This window comes from Hydrogenophaga sp. RWCD_12, assembly GCF_046604225.1.
GTDB lineage: Bacteria > Pseudomonadota > Gammaproteobacteria > Burkholderiales > Burkholderiaceae_C > Hydrogenophaga.
Map to the genome: position 1 here is coordinate 442,115 of NZ_JBKIXC010000004.1, position 23,097 is coordinate 465,211.

Here is a 23,097-nt window from a genome sequence, read left to right on the forward strand (position 1 = left end):
CCCGCTTACAGCGGGGAATCGATTCGTATCCAGGTCGTCTTGCACTCGGTGTACTTGTCGAACGCGTGCAGCGACTTGTCGCGCCCCACCCCGCTCTGCTTGAAGCCACCGAAGGGCACGGTGATGTCGTCCTCGTCGTACGAGTTGACGTGCACGGTGCCGGCGCGCAGCGCGCGCGCCACGCCATGCGCCTTGTTGATGTCGCGCGTCCACACGGCGGCCTGCAGGCCGTAGATGTTGGCGTTGGCCTGCTTGACCACGTCGGCGGCGTCGGTGAACGAGAGCACCGACAGCACCGGGCCGAAGATCTCCTCGCGCGCGATGGTCATGCTGTTGGTCACGCCGTCGAAGATGGTGGGCTGCACGTAGCAGCCGCCAGCGACCGGGGCCACGCGCTCGCCGCCGGCCAGCAGCTTGGCGCCTTCGCTCTGGCCCAGGCCGATGTAGCGCATCACGTTGTCCAGCTGCACCTGGTCGACGATCGCGCCCATCACGGTGTTCTTGTCCAGCGGGTTGGCCGGCTGGTACTGCGGCACCAGCTTGAGCGCCTTCTCCAGGAAGGCGTCCTTGATCGAGGCTTCAACGAACAGGCGCGAAGGCGCGTTGCAGCTCTCGCCCTGGTTGAAGAAGATGCTGCCCACCGAGGCCTCGACCGCCTTGTCCAGGTCGGGGCAGTCGGCGAACACGATGTTGGGCGACTTGCCGCCGAGTTCTGTCCAGGCGCGCTTGAGGTTGCTTTGCCCGGCCATCACGTGGATCTGCTTGCCCACGCGGGTGCTGCCGGTGAAGGCAATGCAGTCCACGTCCATGTGCAGGGCCAGCGGCGAACCGGCCTCGGGTCCGTAACCGGGCACGACGTTGAACACACCCGCCGGGATGCCGGCTTCCAGCGCCAGCTCGGCCAGCTTGAGCGCGGTGAGCGGGCTTTTCTCGGACGGTTTCAAGACCACCGAATTGCCGGCCGCCAGGGCCGGCGCGATCTTCCACGCGGCCATGATCATCGGGTAGTTCCAGGGCACGATCACGCCGACCACGCCCACCGGCTCGCGGGTGATCAGGGCCAACGCCGTGTCGGGCGTGGGCGCGATCTCGTCGTAGACCTTGTCCACCGCCTCGCCGTACCAGCGCACGCAGTTGGCCGCGCTGTTCACGTCCACACCCTTGGCGTACTTGACCGGCTTGCCCATGTCCAGCGACTCGGTCAGCGCCAGCAGGTCGCCATTGGCCTGGATCAGCTCGGCGAACTTGATCATCACGCGCTTGCGAGCGGCCGGCGCTCTGCCGGCCCAGCGGCGGTCTTCAAACGCCGCGCGGGCTGCGGCCACGGCGGCGTCGATGTCGCTCTGGCCGCAGCGCGCGACCTGGGTCAGCAGGCGGCCGTCGACGGGCGAAATGCAGTCGAAGGTCTGGCCGTCGCGGGCGGCGACGCGTTCACCATTGATGACGGCGCGGCCGTCGAAACTGGGGGTGGTGGTGTCGGACATGGGCACGGGTCTCCACATTGAAGTGGCACCATGCTACGGCAACTTCCCGCCCAATGTTGCGTCCACTTTGGCCCACCTGGCGGGCCGAGTGGACTCAGTGTGGAACGCCTCGTGCGAAGCGCTCTTTCAGCCAGGTCCGCCGCTCGTGGTCGGTCTGCAGCACCGGCACGCCGTACTGGCCGTGACAGCCATAGGCCAGCGCGTCGTTGCGGCCTTCGAGCACGAAGTACGGCTCCTTCGACTCGCGCCACCAGCCGCCGATTTCGTCGCAATTGGCTTGCAGCCATTCGAAGGTGATCGGGGGCACGGTCGAGGGCAAGCCGGCCATGTGCGGCGCCACGTGCATCAGGCGGTACAGCTGCACCCCCGTCAGCACGGAGACCGCCAGCAGACCGGCCAGGCCAAACCGTTGTGCGGCCGTGCCAGAACCACCGACCGGTGCCGGTGCCTGCGCCGTCGACACCCTGCGCCCCAGCAGCAGCAGACCCAGAAACGGCAGCGGCAGCATCATCCGGTAGACCGAGAAGAACGGCGACTTGCTGTTGAACTCGACGATCTTGTTGTTGCCCACCATCAGCACGATCGCGACCGCGACCGCCCCCAGGCACAGTATCCAGGGCAGCGCATCGCGCCGGCGCCAGGGGCGCGAACCCGGCAGCAACACCAGAGCACAGACCACCGCGGTCAGAGCGGTGAGGTGGAACACCGCGGCACGGATCTCGGGCACGCCGATGTTGTGCACCAGGTAGCCGGGCTTGAAGAACAGGCGCGGGAAGAGATGGACGATGTACTCGGGGTGCAACTTGTAGAACAGCCCAACGGCCTTGAACAGCGCAAAACCCAACAGCAGCCCCAGGCCCGCCAGCCCGCGCTGGCGCCGAGTCGGCAGCCAGATCAGCACCGGCAGCATCAGCGCGATGCTCATGTAAGAGCCGGTGCAGAAGCCCACGCCGGCCGCGATCGCGACCGTGCCGGCCGACGGCAGACCTTCGCGGCGAAGCATCACCCACAGCCCCAGCCAGGCCAGCGCGGTGCCCGCGATGAAGCCACGCGGCATACCGGCGCTCAGCATGTATTCCGGATGCAGTCCCATGAACAGCACCGCCACACCCAGCGCCGCCCAGGGCCGTTCCTCGGCCAGTACCCAGGCCGCCCAGACAAAGGGCAGGTACAGGCTGGCCGCCGCCACCGCCTTGACCGCGGCGATTGGCCAGACCCCGAGCCAGATCAGCGGCACCGCGAGGTACGACTCGAACGGCAGCAGGTAGGACTGGCCGAAGAAAAAGGGTTCGTGGAACTCGCCACGCGCCATCCACGACGCCTGGTCGGCGATCACCAGCTGGTCCGAGTCAAGCCAGACCGACTGGAAGCCCGCGAGGTGGACCGCGGCGTGCACGAGGAAGAGACCCAGCAGCCAGAGCCGGGTATGGCGGGGGGTCATGAACGGCGCGCGGGCGGGGTGTCTGTGGGCGAGGGCGAAAAGCCGGCAGCTTAACCGAGGGCGCTGGCGGTGCCCTGAATACCGTCTGCCACAATGGCCGCGGCCCTGGTGCGCCAAGCGCTCTCGAAAGCCTGAGGGGTTTCGGGCTGTGGGGAATCCCCATGGCGACATTGGATGGTTGGCACACACGGCGCGTGATCGCGTCTGCGCCGCCGGCGCAGGCCAGATCGCACCCGACCGGCTGGTTGACGCACCAGGGCCACCCTCCTTCTGCACACCCCGCATGACCTCCCGCCACCACCGCCTGGGACTCTCGATCGGACTGGCCCACGCGATGCTGGCCGACCGGGCGCAACCGGGTGGGTCCACGGCGGCCGCCCTGCTGGCCCGGGCCTGCATCTGCCTGGCCTGCGAGGGTGAGCCTCCGCGCTGGCTGGTTGGCTTGGCCGAGGCGGTCGCCCAGCGCTGGCAGCGCCACGGCCCGATCGACACCCTGGACAGCCTGGCGCAGTTCCCGGCCGAACGCCTCGACTGGAGCGGAGACGAGCTGGACGATGACGACGATGAAGACGGCGCGGAGACGGCGGACCCGCTCCCGGCGCCAGCCATCGCCGGGTTGCCGGGCGACCTCCCTCCCTCGGCCTGGCGCGTGCGGCACTGGCTGCTGCGACCGGCACAGACTGCACAAGCGGCCATGGGCCTGCCCCCTGTCGCCCGCCCGGACCTGCCGACCGAAGACGCCTGGGCCGCCTGGCTGGGCCTCGAACCGCAGCGGCTGCACTGGCTGACACACCCGTCGCAGGACTGGCGCAAAGACCTCGACCGGCCACACCGGCGCATCGCGCCGCACTACCGCCACCGCCTGCTGCCCAAGCGCAGCGGCGGCCTGCGACTGCTGGAGGTGCCACGTCACGACCTGCGACAGGCGCAACGGCGATTGCTGGACGGCTGGCTGACCCAGATCCCCGTCCACGAGGCCGCACACGGCTTCGTCCGCGGGCGCAACGTGCACAGCTTCGCGCAGGTGCATGCCGGCCAGGCCTGCGTGATCCGCTTCGACTTGCGGGACTTCTTTCCCAGCATCGGTGCGCCGCGCATCCGCGCCTTCTGGCGCTGCTGGGGCTACCCGGAGCCGGTGGCGCAGATGCTCACGCGCCTGTGCACGACCACCACCCCGGCCATGGTGAGGGAGCGCCTGCAGGAGGCCTCGCCCATGAACGCCATGGCGCTCAAGCGCCTGGCGCGTCCGCACCTGCCGCAAGGCGCGCCGACCTCGCCGGCGCTGGCCAACCTGTGCGCCTTCGGCCTGGACCTGCGGCTGGACGGACTGGCCCGGCGCTTCGGCGCACGCTATGCGCGCTACGCCGACGATCTGGTGTTCTCGGGGCCGCAAAGCCTGTACCGCGAAGCCCGCGCACTGCAGGCCTGGGTCCAGGCCATTGCGGCCGACGAGGGATTTGTGCTGAACGCCGCCAAGCAGCGGCAGATGCGCGCGCACCAGCAACAGCGCATCACCGGGCTGGTGGTCAATCAGCGGCCCAACCTGCCGCGCGAAGACTACGACCGCCTGCGCGCTGCCCTGCACCGCACCGCCCTGTCGGGTCCGGTGGACCCGCCGACCCGGGCCCGCCTGCAGGGCCAGGTGGCCTGGGCCTGCCAGAGCCTGGCCCCCACACGGGTGGCCAAGCTCCAGGCCCTGCTGGCCCGGCTGGACGCCTGAGCCGCAGGATGGCGATCAGGTCGCCGACAGTGCTGCCAGCTCGGCGCGCGTGGCGGCCTGGATCTCGCGCTCGCGCTTGCGCGTCTGGCGCGCCACCCAGATCGAGTAACCCACGATCACCAGCGTCACCGTGGTGATCAGCAGCGTGGCGGCCGCGTAGATGGTCGGGTTGATGCCGCGGCGGGCGTAGCCGAAGATCACCTGCGGCAGCGTCGAGACGCCGGGGCCGGAGAGGAATTCGGAGATCACCACGTCGTCGAACGAGAGCGTGAACGACAGCAGGAAGGCCGCCAGGATGCCCTGGAAGATGTTGGGCAGCGTGATCAGGAAGAACACCTCGTGCGGCCGCGCGCCCAGGTCCATCGCGGCTTCCTCGATGCTGCGGTTCATCTCCATCAGCCGGCTCTGGATCACCACCATGCCGTAGGCCATGCCCAGCAGCGTGTGGCCCAGGATGATGGTCAGCATGCCGCGCTCGGGCCAGCCAAAGGCGTTCTGCGCGCCCACCATCAGCAGCAGCAGCGACAGGCCGATCACCACCTCGGGCATCACCAGCGGGGCGTTGACCATGCCCGAGAAGACCGTGCGGCCCAGGAACTTGCGGTAGCGCACGAGCACGAAGGCCGCGAAGGTGCCCAGGATGGCCGAGAGCACGCCCGTGACCGCCGCCACCTTCACCGACAGCCAGAAGCCTTCGACGATCTTGGTGTCCTTGGTCAGCGCTTCGTACCAGCGCAGCGAGAAGCCGGTGAAGTTGGCGTCCTGCCGGGTGCTGTTGAAGCTGAACACGATCATGAAGAACAGCGGCAGGTACAGGAACAGATAGACCAGCGCCATCCAGGCCTTGCCGAAGTGTTTTTCGAGGAGGGCTTTCATCACTTGGTCTCCTCGGCGGTGTAGTGGTAGTAGATCGCCAGCGGCACGATGATCAGCGCGATCATCACCACGGCCAGGGCCGAAGCGCGCGGCCAGTTGTTGCTGGTGAACATCTCGTCCCAGACCACGCGGCCGATCATGATGTTCTCGGGGCCACCCAGCAGCGAGGGGATCACGAACTCGCCCACCGCCGGGATGAAGACCAGCATGAAGCCGGCAATGATGCCGGCCTTGGACAGCGGCACCGTCACCAGCCAGAAGGCCTTGAACGGTGAAGTGCCCAGGTCATACGCCGCTTCGAGCAGGCGGAAGTCCATCTTCACCAGGTTGGCGTAGAGCGGCAGGATCATGAAGGGCAGGTAGACGTAGGTCATGCCCACCAGCATCGAGACGTTGGTGTAGAGCATCTGGATCGGTTCGCTGGTGATGCCCAGCCCCATCAGCAACTGGTTGATGACCCCCTGGTCCGCCAGGATGCCCTTCCAGGCATAGACGCGCAGCAGGAACGAGGTCCAGAACGGTAGCATCACCATCATCAGCAGCGCCGGCCGCACCGAGGCCGACGAACGGGCGATGAAGTAGGCGAACGGGTAACCGATGAGCAGGCACAGCAGGGCTGTGAGCAGCGCGTACCAGATCGAGCGCAGGTAGGCCTCGATGTAGATGGTCTTGAACAGCTCGCCCGCCTCGCCGTCGCGGAAGATGGTCCAGTAGTTTTCGTACTTCAGGCTCAGGATGCCCGTCACCGGGTCCCAGATGGGCTTGAAGGGGTTGATGCTCTCGCCCTGATCGACAAAGCTGATGTACAGCAGGATCAGGAAGGGCAGCAGGAAGAAGACGGTCAGCCAGACATAGGGCACGCCGATGACGAAGCGCTTGCCTGGAACCGGAAGGGAGGATGAAGCCATGGTGGTGCTCCTCGTTCGGGTTCAGTCGCGCAGGACGACAGCGTCCAGGTCGTCCCACCAGAAGAACACATCGTCTTCCCAGGTGATGTCCAGCAGCTCGTGGCGCGAGCCGTTGGGCTCGGTGATCTTGACCTTGGTGCCCTGCGGCGTGACCACGATGTAGGTGTTGTAGGAGCCGAAGTAGCCGATTTCCTTGACCCGGCCGGCGAACAGGTTGTGGTCCACGTGCGCCGGCTTTTCCTTGGAAATCTCGATCTTCTCGGGCCGCACGGCCACACCGACCGGCATGTCCACCGCGCCGCTGATGCCGTGGCCGACATGGACCTCGCCGATCGCCGTCGCCACCGCACAGCGGTCGGGCTCGTCCAGTGTCAGCTTGCCGTCGAACAGGTTGACGTTGCCGATGAAGTCGGCGACGAAGCGGTTGCCCGGGTACTCGTAGATCTGCTTGGGCGTGCCCACCTGCAGCACGCGCCCCTTGCTCATGATGGCGATGCGGCTGGCCATGGTCATGGCCTCTTCCTGGTCGTGCGTGACCATCACCACGGTCACGCCCACCTTCTCGATGATGTTCACCAGTTCGAACTGGGTCTGCTCTCGCAGCTTCTTGTCCAGCGCACCCAGCGGCTCGTCCAGCAGCAGCAGCTTGGGCTTCTTGGCCAGGCTGCGCGCCAGGGCCACGCGCTGCTGCTGACCGCCCGAGAGCTGGTGGGGCTTGCGCTTGGAGTACGGCGTGAGCTGCACCAGGCCCAGCATCTCGTCGGTGCGCCTGGTCACCTCTTCCTTGGACAGTCCCTCGCGCTTCAGGCCGAAGGCGACGTTCTCCCAGATGTTCAGGTGCGGAAACAGCGCGTAGCTCTGGAACATCATGTTCACCGGCCGCTCGTAGGGCGGCATGCCCGCCACGTCCTGGCCACCCAGCAGGATGCGGCCCCTGGTCGGGGTCTCGAAGCCGGCCAGCATGCGCAGCAGCGTCGACTTGCCGCAGCCCGAGCTTCCCAGCAGGGCGAAGATCTCGCCCTTGCCGATGGACAGCGAGACCTCGTCGACGGCCACCGCCTCGTCGAAGCGCTTGACCAGTTTTTCCGTGACCAGATAGCCCTCTTGCGTACCGGCTGCTGCCATGGTGACCCCTCGTGTGGTTTGGTTGTCAGAAACAAAAAGGGCTGTCCATACGCAGGGTACGAACAGCCCGGTTCACGTCTCGCTGCTGGGCGAACGCGTCCGAAGGCGCTTACTTGCCCTTCTTGAAGCTGTTGTAAGCGTTGGACATGGCTTCACGCGCTTCGTTGGTGAAGCTGCTGGGCGGGATCATCTTGGCGAAGTAGTCGGCTTCGACAAATATGGTCTTGTTGCCGGAGATCTCGGGCTTGACCTGGGCCACGCCGGCCTTGTTGCCGGTGGGGTAGCCCATGGTGTTGGCCATGGCGGCGGCGTTTTCGGGGCGCAGGTAGAAGTCGATAAAGGCGGCGGCGTTGTTCGGGTGCTTGGCGTCCTTGGTGACGGCCATGGTGTCGGCGAACAGCAGGGCACCGGTGGTCGGCAGCAGCGCTTCGATCACGTCCTTGGAACCGTTTTCCTTGGCGCGGCTGGCGGCCTGGTTGATGTCACCAGACCAGCCGATGGCCACGCAGGCCTTGCCGCCGGCGATGTCGTCGATCATGGTCGAGCTGAACACGCGCACGTCCTTGCGGACCTTGGCCAGCATCTCGGTCGCGGCCTTGTAGTCGGCCGGGTCGTTGGAGTAGGCGTCCTTGCCGATGTAGTGCAGCGCGACCGGCAGGATTTCGGTGGGCGAATCCAGGTAGGCGATGCCGCAGGCCTTGAGCTTGCTGGTGTATTCAGGCTTGAAGACCAGATCCCAGGCGTTTTCCGGCATGGCCATGCCGCCCAGTGCCTTCTCGGCCTTGGTCTTGTTGATGCCCACGGTGGTGAAGCCCCAGGCCCACGGCACCAGGTGCTTGTTGCCCGGGTCGGCCTTGGTCAGGACCTGCATGATGGCCGGGTCCAGGTTGGCCAGATTGGGCATCTGGTCCTTCTTCAGCTCCTGCAGCAGACCGCCTTCGATCTGGCCTTTGGCGAAAACGGTGCCGGGCACGACGATGTCGTAACCGGTGTTGCCGGCCACCAGCTTGGCGTGCAGCGCCTCGTTGGTTTCAAAGGTGTCGTAGTTGACCTTGATGCCGGTCTCTTTCTCGAACGCGGCGACCATGCCTTCGGGCACGTAGTCGGGCCAGTTGTAGACGTTCAGGACCTTCTCGTCATCGAACTTCGGACCGGCCGGCTTGGCCGGTTCGGCCGCAGGTGCGGGGGCAGCAGCGACCGGCGCGGCTGGGGCCGCAGGCGCCTCTTCCTTTTTGCCACAGGCGGCCAGCAGGATTGCCGAAATGGCCAAGGCCAGAACTTGCTTCTTCATGGTGAGGATCGCTCCAGGAATGAGGGGGTTATCCCAACGGTTGATGCACAGACACCCTGCTATGCAGCTTGCAACGACCACAAGCAATTAGCAGACCAGATTTATCCCCAATGTGGGGCATGTTTTACTGTAACAAACAAACGGGCAAACAGGCTCATCCCAGCAGGCCCTGCGAACGCAGATCGGCCAGCGTCGCGTCCAGGCACAGGCGGATCAGGTCCACCATTTCGTCGATCTGCGCCCGGGTCATGACCAGCGGCGGCGCGATGATCATGCGGTCACCCACGGCGCGCATGATCAGACCGTTCTTGAAGCAATGGCCACGGCAGATCATGCCCACCGACAGGTCGGGATCGAACATGGTGCGTTTGACCTTGTCCTTGACCAGCACCAGGCCGGCGACAAAACCGCAGGTCTCGGCCTCGCCCACCAGCGGGTGGCTCTTGAGTTCGGCAAAGCGCTCGGCCAGGTACGGGCCGGTGTCGTTCTTCACCCGCTCGACCATGCCCTCGCGCTCCATCAGCTCCAGGTTGGCCAGCGCCACCGCACAGGCCACCGGGTGGCCGCTGTAGGTGTAGCCGTGGTTGAACTCGCCGCCCTTTTCGATCAGCACCTCGGCCACGCGGTTGCCCACCATCACGCCGCCCAGCGGGATGTAGCCGCTGGTCACGCCCTTGGCGAAGGTCACCAGGTCGGGCTTCATGCCGAACTTCTCGTAGGCGAACCAGTGGCCCAGGCGGCCGAAGGCGCAGATCACCTCGTCGGCGATCAGCAGGATGCCGTACTTGTCGACGATGCGCTGGATCTCGGGCCAGTAGGTCTCGGGCGGGATGATCACGCCGCCCGCGCCCTGCACCGGCTCGCCGATGAAGGCGGCCACCTTGTCGGGGCCGATGGCCAGAATCTTCTCTTCCAGCCAGCGCGCCGCGCGCAGGCCGAAGTCGGCCTTGCTCTCGCCGCCGTGGCCGTTTTCCCAGTAGTGCGGCTGCTCGATGTGGGTGATGTTGGGGATCGGCAGGTCGCCTTGCGCATGCATGCCGCTCATGCCGCCGAGCGAGGCGCCGGCCATGGTCGAGCCGTGATACGCGTTGTTCCGGCTGATGATGACCTTGCGCTGCGGCTGGCCCATCAGGTCCCAGTAGCGGCGCGCCATGCGCACGTTGGTGTCGTTGCTCTCGCTGCCGCTGCTGCTGAAGAACACATGGTTGAACGTGCGGTCGCCGACCTTGGGCGCGAGCGAGGCCAGCTTGGTGGCCAGCTGCACCGCCGGCACGTTGGTGGTCTGGAAGAAGCTGTTGTAGAACGGCAGCGTCATCATCTGCTGGTACGCCGCATCGGCCAGCTCCTTGCGGCCGTAGCCGGCGTTGACGCACCAGAGGCCGCTCATCGCGTCCAGCACCTTCTTGCCTTCGGAATCCCAGACGTAGATGTTGTCGGCGTGGGTCATCACGCGCGAGCCGCGCGTGGCCAGGTCACCGTGGTCGGTGAACGGGTGGATGTAGTGCGCGCTGTCGAGCGCCTGGATGGCCTTGGTGTCCTGCTGTTCGGCGCGGCGGACCAGGGCGGGCGGTGCGATGAGGGTAGAACTGTTCACAACAAACTCACTTTCGAAAACGGGCAGTTGATCGAGAACGCCGCGGAACCGGCTTCGCCGGGCCGCCAGCGTTGCCCCCTGGGGGGTGACGCCGAAGGCGGCGCGGGGGGGTCAAACATGCAGCAGCAGGTGTTCGCGTTCCCAGGGAGAAATGACCTTCATGAACTCCTCGAACTCCAGCTCCTTGATCTCGGTGTAGATGGTCACGAACTCCTTGCCCAGCACGTCGTGCAGGTCGGTCTCGCGGCGCAGCCAGTCCAGCGCCTCACCGAGGCTGCGCGGCAGCGCGTAGGGCGAGAGGTAGGCGTCGCCCTTCATCTCGGACTTGGGCTTGATCTGGTTCTTCATGCCCAGGTAGCCGCAGGCCAGCGTCATCGCCATCGCCACGTACGGGTTGGCGTCGGCACCGATCACGCGGTTTTCCACGCGGCGCGCTGCGGGGCTGGAGATCGGCGAGCGGATGCCTACCGTGCGGTTGTCGTAGCCCCACTCGATGTTGATCGGCGCGGCCGTGTGACGCGACAGGCGCCGGTAGCTGTTCACATAGGGCGCGACCAGCGCCATCGCGGCCGGGATGTAGCGCTGCAGGCCGCCGATGTAATGGAAGAACGCATCGGAGGCGCTGCCGTCTTCCTTGCTGAAGATGTTCTTGCCGGTCTTCTTGTCGATCACGCTCTGGTGGATGTGCATGGCGCTGCCCGGCTCGCCCGCGATCGGCTTGGCCATGAAGGTCGCGTACATGTCGTGGCGCAGCGCGGCCTCGCGCACCGTGCGCTTGAAGAAGAACACCTCGTCGGCCAGACCCAGCGGATGGGCGTGGAAGAAGTTGATCTCCATCTGGCCGGCGCCGATTTCGTGGATCAGCGTGTCCACGTTGAGCTTCATTTTGTCGCAGTAGTCGTAGATCTCTTCGAACAGCGGGTCGAACTCGTTGACCGCGTCGATCGAATAGGCCTGGCGCGAGGTTTCGGCCCGGCCGCTGCGGCCGATCGGCGGGCGCAGCAGGGTGTTCGGGTCGGTGTTGCGCGCGGTCAGGTAGAACTCCAGTTCGGGCGCGATCACCGGGTCCCAGCCCTCTGCCGCGTACAGGTCACAGATGTGGCGCAGCACCGAGCGCGGCGCAAACGGCACCAGCTTGCCGTCGTGGTCGAAGCAGTCGTGGATCACCTGCGCCGTCGGGTCGGTGGCCCAGGGCACGATGCGCACCGTGGCCGGGTCCGGGCGCAGCTGCATGTCGCGATCGGTCGGCTCGATAACGTCGTAGTAGGGGCCGCTGGCGGGGAACTCGCCCGTCACGCCCATCGCCACAATGCCCTGCGGCAGGCGCATGCCGCGGTCTTCGGTGAATTTCACCCGCGGCAGGATCTTGCCGCGCGCCACGCCGGTCAGGTCGGGCACGAGGCACTCGACCTCGGTCACGCGGTGCTGGTTGAGCCACTGCTCCAGGTCGTTGAAGGTTTGTGGGCTGGTCATCGGCTGGTTCATAAGAAGTGCAGTCTCGTTATGGTGTCTGTGGCCTGGCCCGGGAGCGGGTCAGGCCGGTGTGTGTCGCGACAGGTCGGCCGCCTGCAGGCGCAGGCTGCGACGCTGGCGGCAGGCCTTGCCGAAGGCCTGGAAGATCGCGGTGTAGAAAGGGTTTTCCCAGCAGCGCCACTCGGGGTGGAACTGCACGGCGTAGGCGAAGGTGCGCGCACCCTGCACCGCCACGGCCTCGATCTGGCCGTCGGGCGCGTGGGCCATGGCGTCCAGTCCGGGCGCCAGCCTGTTGATGCCTTGGCCGTGCAGTGAGTTGACCATCACCTCGGGGCCGCCGGCCCAGGTCTCGAACACGCTGCCCGGCGCCAGCCGGATCGGGTGGCTGGGGGCGTACTGCACGTCGAACGGCGCGGTCTTGGACTCGCGGTGGTCCATGCGCCCGGGCACTTCCTGCACCCGCTGGTGCAGCGTGCCGCCCAGGGCCACGTTGATTTCCTGGAAGCCGCGGCAGATGCCCAGCAGCGGCACGCCTTCGTGCACGCAGGCCTTGATCAGCGCCAGGGTGAGCGAGTCGCGCACCGGGTCCAGCGGCAGACTGGGGTCGGCGACGTCTTCGTCGAAATGGGAAGGGTGGACGTTGGACGGCGAGCCGGTCAGCATCACGCCGTCAACCAGCGGCAGCAGTTCCGGGATCTGTCCGGCATCGGCCAGCGGAAACATCACCGGCTGGCATTCGGCGCCCACCTTGACCGCACGGGCGTACTTGTCGCCCAGCAGCAGAAAAGGCATCTGGTGGCCGTGGTCCCCCATGAGGCGGTGGTCGGCTGGCAGCCAGACCATGCAAGGCGCAGTGTTCATGTAGCAACGCTCCAGACTTGATTGTGGCGAGACAATTGGATCACAATCGGGGCCACTTAAGACAACTTCATGGTGCCATTTGACGCCTGTCATGGCATCCTGTCCACCTTCGCATGCTGTCCGAATTCCTCCTCGCCGAAATGCACCGCCTGGGCGCGCAGGACGCGCTGCCGCTGCACCGCCAGCTCTACGAGGCGCTGCGCCGCGCCATGCTCGACGGCAAGCTCGGGCCGGGCGAGCGCCTGCCCTCCAGCCGCGACCTGGCGCAGGACCTCGACCTCTCGCGCAACACGGTGGTCGCCGCCATCAACCAGCTTTCGGTCGAGGGCTACCTGGTCAGCCGGGTCGGCAGCGGCACCTATGTGAACGACAACGTGCCGCGCAGCACACCGGGCCGCCACCCGGGCGCCCAGGGTGCACGCGCGCCGTCGGCCGCGCCGCGCATGTCTGCCCGCGGCGAAGCGCTGGCCACCCGCTTCAGCGCCCTGGAACTGGAGGTGCAGCCCTTCACGCCCGGCATCGCCGACTTCAGCGCCTTCCCGCTCACGCTCTGGCAGCGGCTGCAGAACAAGCACTGGCGCATGACCTACCCGGACATGCTCGACTACGCCAGCTCCGGCGGCTACGCGCCGCTGCGCCGCGCCATCGCCGACTACCTGCGCGTGTTCCGCAGCGTGCAGCTCGACGCCGACCAGGTCATCGTCACCACCGGCACCCAGCAGTCGCTCGAACTCTGCGCCCGCCTGCTGGCGGACCACGGCGACACCGTCTGGGTCGAAGACCCCGCCTACTGGGGCGCGGTCAAGGCCTTCATGGCCAGCGGGCTGAACCTGCACCCGGTCCCGGTCGACGACGAAGGCATCCGGCCCAGCGCGGCCGACGACGCCAAGCCGCCGCGCCTGATCTACCTCACGCCCTCGCACCAGTACCCGACCGGCGCGGTGATGAGCCTGCCGCGGCGCCACCAGCTGCTCTCGACCGCAAGGGCCCACAACGCCTGGGTGCTGGAAGACGACTACGACAGCGAATACCGCTTCTCGGGCCCGCCGATCAGCAGCCTGGAAGGCCTGGACAGCGACGGCCGCGTGCTCTACATGGGCACCTTCTCCAAGGTGCTGTATCCCGGCATCAAGCTGGGTTACCTGGTGGTGCCCAAGCCGCTGGTGGCCGCGTTCCGGCAAGCCCACTACGACCTCAACCGGCCAGGCCAGATGCCGCTGCAGGCGGCGCTGGCCGAGTTCATGGAAATGGGGCACTTCAGCAGCGCCCTTCGGCGCGCCCGCCAGAGCTACGGCGAACGCCGGCAGTGCCTGCTCGAAGCCCTCAGGCCGGTGCTCGCGCCAGAGGGGCACAACGGCCCCTTCATCAGCGGCGCCGAGCAGGGCCTGCACCTCTGCCTGCGCCTGCCGCAGACTGTTGACGACAAGGCGCTGGCGCAGCGCATCGCCCAGCAGGGGCTGATCGTGCGTCCGCTGTCGGCCTACTGCCTGGCGCGACAGGACCTCAAGGGTCTGGTGATCGGCTACGGCTACGCGCCGCTGGCCGGCATCGAACGGTGTGGTCCGATCCTTGCCTCCGCAGTGCGCAGCATGGCCAGCCAGGGCTGAACGACCCCGGCCGCCCGGACATCAGGCGTGGTTGGCGCCGTCGTCGGCACCGCGGCCACGGCGCTGGTGACCAGCGGCGTCATCGGCGCCACGGCGGGCGTGGTTGGCGCCGTCGTCAGCACCGCGACCACGGCGTTGATCGCCAGCAGCGTCATCGGCACCACGGCGGGCGTGGTTGGCGCCGTCGTCAGCACCGCGACCACGGCGTTGATCGCCAGCAGCGTCATCGGCACCACGGCGGGCGTGGTTGGCGCCGTCGTCGGCACCACGACCACGGCGCTGGTGGCCTGCAGCGTCATCGGCACCACGGCGGGCGTGGTTGGCGCCATCGTCGGCACCGCGACCACGGCGCTGGTCGCCAGCGGCATCGTCTGCGCCACGCTTGGCCAGGTCGATGGAGAAGCCGGCCGGGCTGGACGACGGAGCTTGCGAAGTGGATGCGTGTGCGGCGAAGCCGGCGGTAGCGAACAGGGCGGCCAGCAGGGCGGAAGTCAGACGTGCGTTCATGGTTTTCTCCTTGGGTGGGTATGAAACATCTTGAAACGTGGGAAATTTTCCCACGCCAAACACTTAGCACTGACCGTGCCAGCCTGACCAAAAATCAGACAAGTTATTGATTTACAAAGACTTTTCGTGGATTCCCGGGACCCTGGCGTGAGCACCGGGTCCGGGGGAACTGGCCCGGTCCGGGTCAGCTGCCCCACCCAACCCCCATCAGGGGCGCAGTCCGAACTTGTCGATCCGGTAGCGCAGGGTGTCGCGCGAAATGCCCAGCGCGCGCGCAGCCTGGGTCACGTTCCAGCGGTTGCGCTCCAACGCACTGAGCAACAGGCGCCGCTCGGTCTCGGGCAGGCTGGTGGGCAGGTTGTCGCTGGCCGGAAAGTCCAGCGCACCAAACTCCGAGGCCGGCGCCACCGGCAACGGCAGATCCTCGACCTCGATCACCGGCTCGGCGCACAGGATCACGCACTGCTCGACCAGATTGCCCAGCTCCCGCACATTGCCCGGCCAGCGGTGGCGCGACAGCGCGTCTAGCGCCTCCTCCGAAAACCGCAGACCGGTCTTGCCGTAGCGGCGGGCAGAACGCGCCAGGAATGCCTGCGCCAGCTCCGCGACGTCGCCGTCGCGTTCGCGCAGCGGCGGAAGCTCGATGCGCAGCATGCCGAGCCGGTAGAACAGATCGCCGCGGAACTGGCCCGACTGCACCATGGCCTCCAGCGGCCGGTTGGTCGCCGCCAGCACGCGCACGTCCACCTTCTGCTCCCGCACGCTGCCCAGCCGCCGCACCTGGTGGTCTTCCAGCAGCTTGAGCAGCTTGGCCTGCGTGGCCAGTTCGAGCTCGCCCACCTCGTCAAGGAACAGCGTGCCGCCGTGGGCGGCCTCGACCAGACCGATACGGCGCTCGCGCGCGTCGGTGAAGGCACCGCGCTCATGGCCGAACAGTTCGCTCTCGACCAGCTGCGCCGGCAGGCTGGCGCAATTGATCTCGACAAAAGGCCCGTTGCGGCGCGGCCCTTCGAAGTGCAGCGCGCGCGCGACCAGCTCCTTGCCAGTCCCGGTCTCGCCGCCGATCAGCACCGCGGGGGCATGGCCTTCGTTCAGCCGGGTCTCGGCGTCCACCAGCTGCTGCAGCCGGGCACGCAGCTTGCGCATCGCAGGCGACCCACCCAGCAGCGCCGACAGGCCCTGCACCGCGGGCGCTCCGGAAACACCACCGCCCGCCCGCAGGTGCCGCAATTCCAGCGCCTGGCGCTGCTGCTGCACCGCGCGGTCGAGCACCTGCTTGAGCTGGTGCAGCGACACCGGCTTGATCAGATAGTCGAACGCGCCAGCCTTCATGGCCTCCACCGCAATCCCTTCGCTGCCATGCCCGGTGGCCATCACCACCGGCAGCTGCGGCTCGCGCTCGCGCATCAGCCTGAGCACCGACAGCCCGTCCTTGCCGGGCAGGTTGTAGTCGAGCACCACCGCATCGGGCCGCGAGGCCTCCAAGGCATCCAGCCCCTCTTCGCCGCTGGATGCCGTCTGGCAGATCAGCCCATGGCGCTCCAGGTACACGAGCATGTTGCGGGCGAGCACCGGCTCGTCCTCGACGATCAAAACGCTGTAACTCATCGGTGGGTTCTCATTCGGCATCGGAAGATTGGCGTGGCCGCAGCGGCAGGGTCAGGATGGCCTGCGTGCCGGCACCCAGCGTGCTCTCCAGCCGCAGGCTGCCGCCCAGGCGCTCGACGGTGCGGCGCGCCAGCGGCAGGCCGACACCGATGCCGGTGCGCTTGGTGGTGTGGAAGGGGGTGAACACCCGCTGCAGGTCGTCCGGCGAAATGCCCGTGCCGTTGTCCGCCACGGTGACCAGCAGGTGACCGTTCTGCGGCAGCACCGACAGCCGAAGCCTGCCGCCCTTGGGCATCGCGTCCAGCGCATTGGTGATCAGGTTGTCCAGTGCCTGCTCCAGGGCCGGCGCATCGGCATGGGCCTGCGGCAAGGGCTGCGGCCAGTCGCACTCCACGGTCACGCCCTGGCGGTCCATGCGGGTGGCATGCGTGCTGACCAGGTGGTTGAGCAGCGCGTCCAGCTGCACCGGTCCCAGTGCACGGCCACCCTGCTGCGCGTAGGCCAGCAACTTGCCGATCCAGGCCTGCAGCCGGTCGACCTCGGACATGATGTCGCCCGCCAGTTCCCGTTCGGGCCCCATCGCTATGAGTTCGGCGCTGGAACGGATCGCCCCCAGCGGGTTGCGCAGACCATGCGCCACGGCCGAAGCCATGTCGCCCACCGCCACCAGCGACTCGTTGGTGACGATGGTGCGCTGCTGACGGGCAATCTGGCTGTCGGCCTGCATCACCAGCCAGACCATGGCGAGGTAGGTCACCAGCCCACCCAGCAGGCAGGCCATCCAGACGAAGCGCGTCATCTCGTGCACCGAGTTGAGCAGGTGCTCCGGCAGCATGTAGAGCTCGACGACCCCCACCACCTCGGTGCTGCTCTCCATCACCGGGATATAGACCTCGATGGCGTCGCGGGCGTTGTCGCGCAGGAAGGCGTGCTCCGGCTTGAAGTAGGCCGCGGCCTCCAGCAGCTCGCTTTCGACCGCCATTTGACCGCCCAGCGCTTCGTCCAGCTCGTGGTTGGCGCCAGCGTCACCGCCGATGGCCTTGACGTTGGTGGACCAGATGATCTGGCGTTTTGCGTCGAACACGTTGGCATGGCCCAGCCCGGGCATGCGCGCCAGCTCGACAAACAGCGACTCGATGCCACTGGTGTCCATGCGGTCGCGGAAGAAGCGCTCCCCCTGGTGCATGCGCATCAGGCTGCCGACAAAGTCCTGGGCCAGCTCGGCGTTGTGGCGGATCATCCGCTCCGCCGCGTACTTGGAGAGCAGCGTCGCGCTCACAAACGCGGTGGCCACGACGCAAAACAGGCTGATCGCCGCGAAGCGGCGCGTCCAGTACATCGGTGTCCGCGAGAACAGGTTCTTGAGAAAAGGAAGTGCCATGGCGCTGCTCAGGCGGCCCACGCGAGGGCGTTGGCACGCGGCCATTCTAGGCAGACCCCGCCAAGGCAACTCCAACCCCCAAGACCCGGGGCATTTCCCCCACCCATCCCGCCACATGGGGCAATTGCCCCACTCCGGGCAGCAGCCGTCCCGTGCGGACGGGCGCCCTGCAGAAGAAAAATGTTCAGGTAATTCATGGAGTTATGTCGCAAGAGATGGTGAGGGACAGCCCAGATGGCACAGCGATTGCAATTCCCGTTCCCCACAGCACCCCTTCAGACACCCCATGGCACGGCAGATCCCATCGACAAGGCCCCAGGCAGGCGCTTCCGCGCGTGCCCCCGCCTTCCGTGCCCAGCCGTCGAACCAGCCGGCCCAGAAAGCCCCCGACGCCGCCACGATCCGTCGCTACCCGCGCGCGCCTGGCGTGCACACCGACAAGGAACCGGTCAGCCCGGTGATCGCGCCCGCACTGCACGTCCGCGACCTGCCGCCCCGCTGGTACGGCATTGGCGGCACGGGCTGAACCCGCTGTTGGGTCCTTCAACCCAACGGCCCCCACTGGACCGGGTGCAATCGCCCGCCGCCGCGACCTCCCACTCGGCGTACCAGAGAAAACTCTTTCCGAATCAAAGACTTGCATCCCCGTTCGGGGCGCCAGCCCCGATGGCACACGGGTTGCTGCCTGACGTGTCGTGACCGCACGGCACCCACTGCGGTGCGGCACCTTTGTCCACATTTCTCTTCGGGAGTTCCACCATGAACATTCGCACCACCCTCCTCACCGCCGCACTGCTGTCCGCCACCGGCGCTGCCATCGCCGGCCCGACTTGCACCGAGGAACCGCAGTCCAAATGGATCAGCGAAGCCGAGATGACCAAGCGCTTCCAGGCCATGGGCTACAAGGACGACGTCAAGAAGCTGCACGTGTCCAAAGGCAAGTGCTGGGAGATCTACGGCACCGACAAGCAAGGCCGCAAGGTCGAGGTGTACTTCCACCCGATCACCGGCGCGATTGCCGAAGAAAACGTCAAGAAATGATCTGCAACGATCCACCGTCCCCACGGGAGAGCGACCATGCATCTGGACACTGAACAACACAAAGTGCCCGTCTGGGACTTGTTTGTCCGGGTGTTCCACTGGTCGCTGGTGGCGTCATTCGCCACCGCCTACTTCTCCACCGAGCACATCGACTGGGTGCACAAGGGGGCCGGCTACCTGGCGCTGGTGCTGATTGCAGCGCGTTGCGTCTGGGGCTTCACCGCCCCCAGCCCACATGCGCGCTTTGCCAACTTCGTGCCCACGCCCGCCCGGCTGTGGACCTACCTGCGCCTGCTGATCCGGGGCCGTGAGCCGCGCCACCTGGGCCACAACCCGGCCGGCGCTGTGATGATCCTGTATCTGCTGGTCGCGGTGGTGGTGATCGGCGTCACCGGCCACCTCATGACCACCGACGCCTTCTGGGGCGACGAACTGGTCGAAACGCTGCACGTCACCACGGTCGACATCACGCTGATCGCCGTGATCGTGCACGTCGGCGCCAATCTCTACGAGAGCGCCCGACACCGCGAGAACATGTTCAAGGCCATGGTCACCGGTGACAAGAATGCGCCGGACGCCGCGCACCAGGCCTCCAGTGACGACCCGGACTCGCTGCTGGAGGGCTGGCCCGACACGATGCCGTCCGAGCCCGCACCGCTGCACCCGCTGCAAACCTCACAGCACGCGCGAACAAAGGTGCACTGAACGCCCTTCGCGGCGGGCCTTGCGCCTGTGCGCCAGCGCACAGATCGCGCGCCGCCGCTCGGCGCAACATGGCAGTCCCCTTCGGAGACCTGCCATGCACACCCATTCAAGCTCCCTGCTGGCCCTCGCATGCATCGCGTTCGCCGCACCCGCCGCCGCGCAGGCCACCTTCTACGAGAACGGCAACTACCAGGGCCGCTCCATGCAGGCCAACAACCCGGTGCCCCGTTTCGACCGCTACGGCTTCAACGACCGCAGTTCCTCGGTGGTGGTGACCGGCAACCGCTGGGAGGTGTGCGAGGACGTGAACTTCCAGGGCAACTGCGTGGTGCTGCGACCCGGGCGCTACCCCTCGCTTGCAGCCATGGGCCTGAACGACCGCGTCTCCTCGGCGCGGGTCGTCGCCCGCAGCGCCCGCGTGGACGACGAGCGTTACGCGCCGCGGCCGCTGCCCGCCCAGGCCACGTTCTACGAACGCCGGGATTTCGCCGGCCAGTCCTTCACCACCACGGGCGCGATCGCCCGCTTCCAGCGCTACGGCTTCAACGACCGCGCCACCTCGGCGGTGGTGATCGGGGAACGCTGGGAGGTGTGCGAAGACGCGCGCTACCGCGGGCGCTGCGTGGTGCTGCGCCCAGGGCGCTATCCCACGCTGGCCACCATGGGCCTGAACGACCGCGTCTCGTCGGCCCGCACGGTGACGCAGAACAACCGCATCGACGACGACCGCTATGCACCCGAACCGGTGGCGATCTACGACAGCCGGCGCCGCGGGGGCGAACGCCTGTACGAAGCCGAGGTGACATCGGCACGCGCCGTGCTGGCCACCTCCGGACAGCGTTGCTGGGTCGAGCGCGAGCAGCTGGGGCAGCAAGGCAACGCCAATGTGCCTGCCGCGCTGGCAGGTGCCCTGATCGGCGGCATCCTCGGCCACCAGGTGGGCGGCGGCACCGGCAAGGACATCGCCACCGTGGGTGGCGTGATCGCCGGCGCAGCGCTCGGCGCGAACGTCGGTCGCGACGGCCAGCCTGTCACGCAGGATGTGGAGCGCTGCCGCGACGTGCCGGGCGGCGCCCGACCCGCTTTCTGGGACGTGTCCTACACGTTCCGCGGCCAGGAGCACCGGATGCAGATGGCCAGCGCACCCGGCCAGCGCGTCACCGTCAACGAACGGGGCGAGCCGCGCCAGTGAGTCCCGGCTACAGCGCGTCCTTCATGCGGTGCCACAGCATGCCCAGCGCCAGCGAGGGCGTGCGCAGCAGCGGGCCGCCAGGGAAGCGGTGGTGCTTCAGGCGCGCAAACAGGTCGAATCGTCCGGCCTGCCCGGCCACCGCTTCGGCCACCATCTGCCCGGCGAGGCCCGTCAGCGCCACGCCGTGGCCGCTGAATCCCTGCAGGTAGTAGAGGTTGTCGCCCAGGCGCCCGAAGTCGGGTGCGCGGTTCATGCTGATGTCGACAAAGCCGCCCCACACGAAATCCACCGGCACGGCCTTCAGGTCGGGAAACACGTCGCCCATGCGCCGCGCCATCACGCCTTTGAGGTCCGGCGGCGTCATGGTCGTATAGCTGACGCGGCCGCCAAACAGCATGCGGTGGTCGGCGCTGAAGCGGAAGTAGTCGAGCACAAAGTTGTTGTCGCAGACTGCCGCGTTGCCCGGGATCAGGCGCTCGCACAGCGCAGGGTCCAGCGGCTGCGTGCCGATGATGTAGGTGCCGACCGGCATGATGCGTGGTGCGATCTCGGGCGCCACCCTGGGACCGTATTCCGGCAGCATGCAGTTGCCCGCCAGCACGCCGAAGCGCGCCGTGACCTGGCCCTTGGCCGTGCGCGCCACGAGCGTGCGCCCGCGATCCAGCGAAGTCACCGGGGAATGTTCGTGGATGCGCACCCCCGCCGCTTGCGCCGCCCGGGCCAGACCCAGCGCGTACTTCAGCGGATGCAGATGCCCGGACGTGTTCTCGCGGAACGCGGCGACGTAGCGCCGGCTGTCGATGAAGCGCGCAACATCGGCACCTTCGGCCCACTCGCAGGCAACGCCCCGCGTGTTGTGGTCGTCAAACTCCTCGCGCAGCGCCCGCGCCTTCTTCGCCGACTCGGCCACATAGGTGTAGCCGCGCCGCCAGTCGCAATGAATGCCGTGCACCGCGATGCGCTGCTCGATCAGGTTCACCGCATCGACGGACAGGTCCCAGGCGCGCTGTGCGTCGGCCTTGCCCAGCTGTTCTTCGAACGGCCCCTGGCCGCTGGCATAGCCCACGATGGCCTGGCCACCGTTGCGACCGCTGGCGCCCGAGCCGACACGGTCGGCTTCCAGCAGCACCACGCTCATGCCCCGCTGTGCCAGTTCCAGCGCCGCCGACAGGCCCGCGAAGCCGCCGCCGACCACCAGCACATCGGCGACCGTTGCACCCTCCAGCGGCGGACAAGACGCCGGCCGCTGCACGCTGGCTTCGTAGTAGCTCTTCTGGTTGAGCTGGGTGTCGGAACCTGCCAGGGAGCGCGTGAACATGTTCAGCCTCCCGTGCGCTGGCGCCTGGCGACCTGGCCGCACAGGTAGGTCCAGACAAAGGTCGCGGCCGCGTTGCTGGTCAGCTCGGCGTGGTCGTAGGCCGGCGCCACCTCGACGCAATCCATGCCGACCCAGTTCAGCCCGGCCAGCTCTTCGATGAAGGTCAGCACCTGGGCGCTGGTCAGACCGCCGGGTTCGGGTGTGCCCGTGCCGGGCGCGAAAGCGGGGTCGAGCACGTCGATGTCCAGCGTGAGGTAACAAGGGCGGTCGCCGATGCGCGCGCGGATCGCGGCCAGCGCCGGCGCCAGCGCCGCGCCGTCCAGACCGCGCAGCGCGCGCGCGGTGAAGATTTGCCCCCCCTGGTCGGCCACGTACTCGCGCGCGGCACGTTCGCCGCTGGAGCGGATGCCGATCTGCACCGTGTGTTCGGCGCTGATCAGGCCTTCCTGGATCGCTTCGTAGGTCCAGGTGCCGTGGCCCGAGGGCTCGCCGAAATGGTCGCTCCAGGTGTCGCAGTGGGCGTCGAAATGCACGCAGGCCAGGGCCTCGCCATGCTTCTCGCGGGCAGCGCGCAACAGCGACAGCGTGACCGAATGGTCGCCGCCGAGAAACACGCAGTGGTGCTTCGCCATCAGCGCCGCGGCCTGTGTTTCGATCTGCGCGCGCACGTCCGGCAGCGGCGAGGCATTGGGCAGGCGCATGTCCAGCGCGTCGCCCAGCAGCCCGTCGGGCGAGACGTCGAAGAACGGGTGGATGCCGTCACACAACATCAGGCTGGCGGCGCGGATGGCCTGCGGACCGAAACGCGCACCGGGCCGGTTGGTCACGACGCCGTCATAGGGAACACCAGCGACCGCGAACGGCTGGTCGGCCAGCGGCGCGCAGGCAAGGAATCGGTTGGTGTTGCTGGCAAAGGCGAAGTGACCGGTGGCCATGGCGTGGAACTCGAAGGGTGGGATGGGACC

Annotated in this window: 20 protein-coding genes; 6 read left to right on the forward strand and 14 right to left on the reverse strand. The window is 67.4% G+C overall.

What is annotated here, in order from left to right; all coding sequences use genetic code 11:
• Positions 1-5: 5 nt before the first annotated feature.
• Positions 6-1,484 carry an aldehyde dehydrogenase gene (locus tag ACLIJ1_RS17615; protein ID WP_411366839.1) on the reverse strand — a complete coding sequence of 493 codons (1,479 nt, stop codon included), beginning with the start codon at positions 1,482-1,484 and terminating at the stop codon, positions 6-8.
• 94 nt (positions 1,485-1,578) lie between these two features.
• Positions 1,579-2,925 carry a hypothetical protein gene (locus ACLIJ1_RS17620; protein WP_411366840.1) on the reverse strand — a complete coding sequence of 449 codons (1,347 nt, stop codon included), beginning with the start codon at positions 2,923-2,925 and terminating at the stop codon, positions 1,579-1,581.
• Positions 2,926-3,208: 283 nt separating this feature from the next.
• Here ACLIJ1_RS17620 and ACLIJ1_RS17625 point away from each other — a divergent pair, with 283 nt between their 5' ends.
• On the forward strand, positions 3,209-4,645 hold the full coding sequence (locus ACLIJ1_RS17625; RefSeq protein WP_411366841.1) for a reverse transcriptase family protein: 1,437 nt from the start codon (positions 3,209-3,211) through the stop codon (positions 4,643-4,645).
• Positions 4,646-4,660: 15 nt separating this feature from the next.
• Here the strand turns inward: ACLIJ1_RS17625 and ACLIJ1_RS17630 are convergent, their stop codons facing one another.
• From ACLIJ1_RS17630 to ACLIJ1_RS17660, 7 genes are all read right to left on the reverse strand, one after another.
• Complete coding sequence (locus ACLIJ1_RS17630; protein WP_411366842.1) at positions 4,661-5,521, reverse strand: ABC transporter permease; 861 nt, start codon at positions 5,519-5,521, stop codon at positions 4,661-4,663.
• Positions 5,521-6,429: an ABC transporter permease gene (locus ACLIJ1_RS17635; protein ID WP_411366843.1), complete on the reverse strand. Its 909-nt coding sequence runs from the start codon at positions 6,427-6,429 to the stop codon at positions 5,521-5,523. The genes ACLIJ1_RS17630 and ACLIJ1_RS17635 overlap by 1 nt, the downstream gene beginning before the upstream one ends.
• 21 nt (positions 6,430-6,450) lie before the next feature.
• On the reverse strand, positions 6,451-7,554 hold the full coding sequence (locus tag ACLIJ1_RS17640) for an ABC transporter ATP-binding protein (protein WP_411366844.1): 1,104 nt from the start codon (positions 7,552-7,554) through the stop codon (positions 6,451-6,453).
• Positions 7,555-7,663: 109 nt separating this feature from the next.
• Complete coding sequence (locus ACLIJ1_RS17645; RefSeq protein ID WP_411366845.1) at positions 7,664-8,845, reverse strand: extracellular solute-binding protein; 1,182 nt, start codon at positions 8,843-8,845, stop codon at positions 7,664-7,666.
• A 154-nt stretch (positions 8,846-8,999) separates the two neighbouring features.
• Positions 9,000-10,439: an aspartate aminotransferase family protein gene (locus ACLIJ1_RS17650; protein ID WP_411366846.1), complete on the reverse strand. Its 1,440-nt coding sequence runs from the start codon at positions 10,437-10,439 to the stop codon at positions 9,000-9,002.
• Positions 10,440-10,550: 111 nt separating this feature from the next.
• A complete protein-coding gene (locus ACLIJ1_RS17655; RefSeq protein ID WP_411366847.1) occupies positions 10,551-11,912 on the reverse strand; it encodes a glutamine synthetase family protein in 1,362 nt (453 codons plus the stop codon).
• A 60-nt stretch (positions 11,913-11,972) separates the two neighbouring features.
• Entirely contained in the window at positions 11,973-12,773 is an 801-nt protein-coding gene (locus tag ACLIJ1_RS17660; RefSeq protein WP_411366848.1) for a gamma-glutamyl-gamma-aminobutyrate hydrolase family protein, read from the reverse strand.
• Positions 12,774-12,886: 113 nt separating this feature from the next.
• On the opposite strand from ACLIJ1_RS17660, the gene ACLIJ1_RS17665 reads away from it, so the two are divergent.
• Entirely contained in the window at positions 12,887-14,380 is a 1,494-nt protein-coding gene (locus ACLIJ1_RS17665; RefSeq protein ID WP_411366849.1) for a PLP-dependent aminotransferase family protein, read from the forward strand.
• Here the strand turns inward: ACLIJ1_RS17665 and ACLIJ1_RS17670 are convergent.
• The 3 genes from ACLIJ1_RS17670 to ACLIJ1_RS17680 all read right to left on the reverse strand — a co-directional run bounded on the left by ACLIJ1_RS17670 (position 14,302) and on the right by ACLIJ1_RS17680 (position 17,876).
• The gene (locus ACLIJ1_RS17670) at positions 14,302-14,760 is read right to left on the reverse strand and encodes a hypothetical protein (RefSeq protein ID WP_411366850.1); all 459 of its coding nucleotides are present in this window, start codon (positions 14,758-14,760) and stop codon (positions 14,302-14,304) included. The genes ACLIJ1_RS17665 and ACLIJ1_RS17670 overlap by 79 nt on opposite strands.
• A gap of 334 nt (positions 14,761-15,094) precedes the next feature.
• Positions 15,095-16,495, reverse strand: coding sequence for a sigma-54-dependent transcriptional regulator (locus ACLIJ1_RS17675; RefSeq protein WP_411366851.1), 1,401 nt, complete (start codon positions 16,493-16,495; stop codon positions 15,095-15,097).
• A 10-nt stretch (positions 16,496-16,505) separates the two neighbouring features.
• Positions 16,506-17,876, reverse strand: a complete 1,371-nt coding sequence (locus tag ACLIJ1_RS17680; RefSeq protein ID WP_411366852.1) for a sensor histidine kinase — start codon at positions 17,874-17,876, stop codon at positions 16,506-16,508.
• 286 nt (positions 17,877-18,162) lie between these two features.
• On the opposite strand from ACLIJ1_RS17680, the gene ACLIJ1_RS17685 reads away from it, so the two are divergent.
• The 4 genes from ACLIJ1_RS17685 to ACLIJ1_RS17700 all read left to right on the forward strand — a co-directional run bounded on the left by ACLIJ1_RS17685 (position 18,163) and on the right by ACLIJ1_RS17700 (position 20,814).
• Positions 18,163-18,402: a hypothetical protein gene (locus ACLIJ1_RS17685; protein ID WP_411366853.1), complete on the forward strand. Its 240-nt coding sequence runs from the start codon at positions 18,163-18,165 to the stop codon at positions 18,400-18,402.
• 233 nt (positions 18,403-18,635) lie between these two features.
• The gene (locus ACLIJ1_RS17690) at positions 18,636-18,917 is read left to right on the forward strand and encodes a PepSY domain-containing protein (protein WP_411366854.1); all 282 of its coding nucleotides are present in this window, start codon (positions 18,636-18,638) and stop codon (positions 18,915-18,917) included.
• 36 nt (positions 18,918-18,953) lie between these two features.
• Positions 18,954-19,622: a cytochrome b/b6 domain-containing protein gene (locus tag ACLIJ1_RS17695; RefSeq protein ID WP_411366855.1), complete on the forward strand. Its 669-nt coding sequence runs from the start codon at positions 18,954-18,956 to the stop codon at positions 19,620-19,622.
• A gap of 94 nt (positions 19,623-19,716) precedes the next feature.
• Complete coding sequence (locus ACLIJ1_RS17700) at positions 19,717-20,814, forward strand: beta/gamma crystallin-related protein (RefSeq protein ID WP_411366856.1); 1,098 nt, start codon at positions 19,717-19,719, stop codon at positions 20,812-20,814.
• A 7-nt stretch (positions 20,815-20,821) separates the two neighbouring features.
• Here the strand turns inward: ACLIJ1_RS17700 and ACLIJ1_RS17705 are convergent, their stop codons facing one another.
• Together ACLIJ1_RS17705 and speB are read right to left on the reverse strand one after the other, a co-directional pair.
• On the reverse strand, positions 20,822-22,132 hold the full coding sequence (locus ACLIJ1_RS17705) for an NAD(P)/FAD-dependent oxidoreductase (protein ID WP_411366857.1): 1,311 nt from the start codon (positions 22,130-22,132) through the stop codon (positions 20,822-20,824).
• 2 nt (positions 22,133-22,134) lie between these two features.
• Positions 22,135-23,067, reverse strand: a complete 933-nt coding sequence (gene speB, locus ACLIJ1_RS17710; RefSeq protein ID WP_411366858.1) for an agmatinase — start codon at positions 23,065-23,067, stop codon at positions 22,135-22,137.
• Positions 23,068-23,097: the final 30 nt, after the last annotated feature.

Excerpts from the sequence above, each read along its gene's own strand:
- ACLIJ1_RS17695 (WP_411366855.1), top strand. The coding sequence starts at position 18,954 with ATGCATCTGGACACTGAACAACACAAAGTGCCCGTCTGGGACTTGTTT.
- ACLIJ1_RS17645 (WP_411366845.1), bottom strand. The coding sequence starts at position 8,845 with ATGAAGAAGCAAGTTCTGGCCTTGGCCATTTCGGCAATCCTGCTGGCC.
- ACLIJ1_RS17620 (WP_411366840.1), bottom strand. The coding sequence starts at position 2,925 with ATGACCCCCCGCCATACCCGGCTCTGGCTGCTGGGTCTCTTCCTCGTG.
- ACLIJ1_RS17700 (WP_411366856.1), top strand. The coding sequence starts at position 19,717 with ATGCACACCCATTCAAGCTCCCTGCTGGCCCTCGCATGCATCGCGTTC.
- ACLIJ1_RS17660 (WP_411366848.1), bottom strand. The coding sequence starts at position 12,773 with ATGAACACTGCGCCTTGCATGGTCTGGCTGCCAGCCGACCACCGCCTC.
- ACLIJ1_RS17655 (WP_411366847.1), bottom strand. The coding sequence starts at position 11,912 with ATGACCAGCCCACAAACCTTCAACGACCTGGAGCAGTGGCTCAACCAG.
- ACLIJ1_RS17680 (WP_411366852.1), bottom strand. The coding sequence starts at position 17,876 with ATGGCACTTCCTTTTCTCAAGAACCTGTTCTCGCGGACACCGATGTAC.
- ACLIJ1_RS17675 (WP_411366851.1), bottom strand. The coding sequence starts at position 16,495 with ATGAGTTACAGCGTTTTGATCGTCGAGGACGAGCCGGTGCTCGCCCGC.
- ACLIJ1_RS17630 (WP_411366842.1), bottom strand. The coding sequence starts at position 5,521 with ATGAAAGCCCTCCTCGAAAAACACTTCGGCAAGGCCTGGATGGCGCTG.
- ACLIJ1_RS17685 (WP_411366853.1), top strand. The coding sequence starts at position 18,163 with ATGGCACGGCAGATCCCATCGACAAGGCCCCAGGCAGGCGCTTCCGCG.
- ACLIJ1_RS17640 (WP_411366844.1), bottom strand. The coding sequence starts at position 7,554 with ATGGCAGCAGCCGGTACGCAAGAGGGCTATCTGGTCACGGAAAAACTG.
- ACLIJ1_RS17625 (WP_411366841.1), top strand. The coding sequence starts at position 3,209 with ATGACCTCCCGCCACCACCGCCTGGGACTCTCGATCGGACTGGCCCAC.
- ACLIJ1_RS17690 (WP_411366854.1), top strand. The coding sequence starts at position 18,636 with ATGAACATTCGCACCACCCTCCTCACCGCCGCACTGCTGTCCGCCACC.
- speB (WP_411366858.1), bottom strand. The coding sequence starts at position 23,067 with ATGGCCACCGGTCACTTCGCCTTTGCCAGCAACACCAACCGATTCCTT.
- ACLIJ1_RS17705 (WP_411366857.1), bottom strand. The coding sequence starts at position 22,132 with ATGTTCACGCGCTCCCTGGCAGGTTCCGACACCCAGCTCAACCAGAAG.
- ACLIJ1_RS17615 (WP_411366839.1), bottom strand. The coding sequence starts at position 1,484 with ATGTCCGACACCACCACCCCCAGTTTCGACGGCCGCGCCGTCATCAAT.
- ACLIJ1_RS17635 (WP_411366843.1), bottom strand. The coding sequence starts at position 6,429 with ATGGCTTCATCCTCCCTTCCGGTTCCAGGCAAGCGCTTCGTCATCGGC.
- ACLIJ1_RS17665 (WP_411366849.1), top strand. The coding sequence starts at position 12,887 with ATGCTGTCCGAATTCCTCCTCGCCGAAATGCACCGCCTGGGCGCGCAG.